This is a genomic window from Clostridium sp. (assembly GCF_051650885.1).
GTDB lineage: Bacteria > Bacillota > Clostridia > Clostridiales > Clostridiaceae > Clostridium.
On sequence record NZ_JBOFRG010000262.1, the window covers coordinates 1 to 3,690 of the forward strand.

Consider the following 3,690-nt stretch of genomic DNA (forward strand, 5'->3'; position numbering starts at 1 on the left):
ACATCTAAATCACCAATAGACACTCCATTTCTAGCTGAAATGGAATTTATCTCACGTCCATTTACTTTAAAACTTCCATCAACAAATTCTACTTCCTTTGGAATGCTATCTATAAATACAACATTTAAAGCTTTTAATGAACCTGTGTTAGTAATTTTAACGTTGTAAGTTATGATATCATCAAGTTTTGCAAGAGTGGTATCAGCTTTTTTTGTTATTACTAAATTTGCATTTTCAATATGAAGTATAACTTCATTACTAAGTGTTTCTTCTCCAATTGGTTTATCATTTGGATCTAGAATATATGAGTAAACAACTTTAGCAGTATTTTTAATAATCTTATCCTTTGGCATGCTTATAACTTTAGCTTTAAAAGTTACAATAACCTTAGATTTTGCTTTAATATTTTTAATTGAAATTCCAGATGTGATATTTTCATCTTCATGTGGGATAGAATCAACTATAATACTACCTTTAACAAAGCTTAAATTTGAATTTAAGCTATCAATAACACGTGCTTCTAAAATATCAATATTCCCAGTATTTAAAAGCTCAATTTTAAAGTCCACTATATCAGATACAACGTAATCTTTATAATCTGTTGATTTAATAACTTTAAGAGAAGGGTCTTTTATATATACCTCTTCTTTATTTGAATTAATTGTGCTTATAACAGGGTTTAATAGTGGGTTTATTTGATTTGCATAAGTTAATTTTCCTACATTTATTACAGGATTGCTAGTTGGAAGTTCCACTACTTTAACTTTAAATGTTAATGTTAAATTTTTATTTGGAGAAATACTTCCAAGAGATATTCCATCCATTGGATTAACTTTAACTAAATCAATATCATTTACACGAACAGAGCCATCTATAAATGAAAGTCCGTCTGCTATTGTATCTCTAAATACAACGTTAGTCGCTATTATATTACCACTGTTTTTTATGCTAAATGTATAGGTTATTTCCTCACCTATATTAGCATATTTTGTGCTAATCATTTTTGTAAACCCAGCTCCTTCAAATATAGCTGAATTTTCTTTTGTTATTACAGTATTAGATTGGTTATTAACCCTAACTGGAAGCTCATTTGGATCTACAACAAATTCATAATAAATAGTTGCATTATTTTTAATTTTAAGGTCCTTATTTAATTTTAAAACTTTAACCTTAAATGAAACTATATTAGTTTCACCTTTATCTAAAACAAGAAGTCCTATCCCTGTTTCTGGATTTAAAGTTGGATCTAAAACTCCGTCAATTATTACAGATCCTTGGATAAATTCAGTACCGTCAGGAATACTATCAATTAAAACAACATTATTTGCCTTTGTATTTCCTGTATTTTTAACTTTAATTGTATAAGTTAATTCTTCATTAATACCTACAAAATCTTTATCCACTTGTTTTAATAATCCACCATTTTCATTTGAAATTTCAGCAGAATTCACAGTAACTTTAGCAATATTTGAAGTAACCTCTTTTTTAATAGGAGGCTTGTTTTTATCAACTACATAAGAATATTCTAAAAGTCCCTTATTTTCTATAATATTATTATTTGGTACAGTTACAACTTTAACTTTAAATGATACTATTTTAGTTTTTAAACTATCAATAGTTCCAATATTTACAGAGGTTGTACCAGTTACAGTTTTATCAATAACACCATCTACTGAGAAGCTTTCTTTAACAAACTCCATATCAGCTGGAATTAAATCACTTAAATAAACATCATTAACAGGAATATTACCTGAATTAGTTACTTTAAAAGTATAAGTTACTATATCATTTAATTTAACATATGATTTATCTACTGTTTTTATAAAGCCGCCTTGTGGTGGAAGTGGCTTTCCATCTGGACCTGTTGGAATAGTACCTGGAGTTATCTCTCCAACTTTAACCTCTGTTTTCACTACATTAGTATTAGTAGCACCACTTTCTCCATTAGGTTCAATAGGGGTTTTTGTATAGTTGTATGAAACTATTCCTTCATTTTCAATTATTTTATTACTTGGAATAGAATCTACTAATACTCTAAATGAAACAACAGCACTTTCATTTGGCTTTAAAATTCCAACATTAATACCACGACTTGGATCTGCACCAAAAACTTGAACATTGTTAATCAGCACTGAGTTTAAAACTAAAGAGGTGTTCTTTGGAATAGTATCCTTCACTACAACATTTGTTGCATCAACATTTCCTTTGTTTTTAAGAGTAATTGTATATAAAAGTTCCTCATGAAGGTCAGTATAAACTTTATCTACAGCTTTTGAAGCACCACCTGTCAAATAAGAAATATCTGCATAATTAACATTTGTCAAAACAGTATTGCTCTCTGCTTCCTTAGAAACGCCATTAGGTTTTGTAGGATCTACTGTATAACTATAATTTACCTTTGCCTTATTTTTGATTTCAGTTCCTTTAAATGTTGAATTTATAACAACTCTGTAACTAACTACTCTTTCCTCATTAACATTTAATGTTCCAAGAGAAATACCACTTATTATATTGTCACCACTTCTTAAAACACCATCTACAAGAATGCTACCATTAATAAAGCTTGTATAATCTGGTGGAGTATCTGTAACAATTACGTTATTTACTTTAATATTTCCAGTATTCTTAACTTTAATAGTATAAGTTAATTCCTCACCAGGCTTTGCATACCTTTTATCAACTGTTTTAACAAGTCCACCTGTATTTGGATTAATCTCTCCATTATTTATAGTTGTTGTAACTATATTAGTATTAGCAGTCTTTTTATCCTCGCTTTGGTCTATTGGATTAACAATAAAGCTATAACTAAGAGTTGCTGAATTTTCAATTTTATTTGGATTTGGAATAGAAGTAACTTTAACTTTAAAAGTTATAGTTCTAGTCTCATTTGGTAAAATTTTATTTATAGTTATTCCGTCTTCAATATTTGCACTTGCTAAAAGTTCATTATCTAAATAAATAGAACCATTTATAAATGTTGTATGGCTTGGAATAGTATCTTTTACAAATACATTTGTAGCTTCAACATTTCCTGAATTTCTTATAGCGATTGTATAGGTTATATCTTCATTTAAATCTGCATAATCTTTGCTAGCAGTTTTTAAAATATCACCAGTATTCGGATCAATTATAGCCGAATTTACTTTGGTTAAAACTGTATTACTTTCATTTTGTTTTGAGTTATATCTACTAGTACTAGGATCAACTAAATATTTATAATTTACATTTGCTTTATTTGGAATCGGATTTGGATTTGGAATTTTTAAAACAAGTACTTTGTATGAAATAACTTTTGTCATTCCGACACTTAAACTACCTAAATCCACACCTACGTTTGGAAGGGCTGACTGCATATTAGTTCCATCAACAGATAGAGAGCCTATAACAAAAATAGTTCCATTTGGAATTGTATCTATAAATTTAACATTTTCAGCTAACACATTACCAGTATTTTTAAGTCTTACAGTATAGGTTATTGTATCTCCTATTTTAGCAAATTCTTTATCACGTTCTTTTATTAATCCACCATTTTCAGTGCTAATATTCGCAGTATTTATAACAGTTTTAACAATGTTACTTTCACTATATTCCCCTTCTTCATTTGGATAGCTTGGATTCTTAGTGAATGTATAGCTAATATTCCCTTTATTTTGAATAACATTAGGCGTCAAAGCCTCTGTTACTAAAACT

1 protein-coding gene is annotated in these 3,690 nt (G+C 28.5%); it reads right to left on the reverse strand.

From position 1 onward, the window contains the following. Positions 1–3,690, reverse strand: a 3,690-nt coding sequence (locus tag ACRC28_RS12495) for a DUF7507 domain-containing protein (protein WP_438543778.1), incomplete at both ends; no start/stop codon positions are given.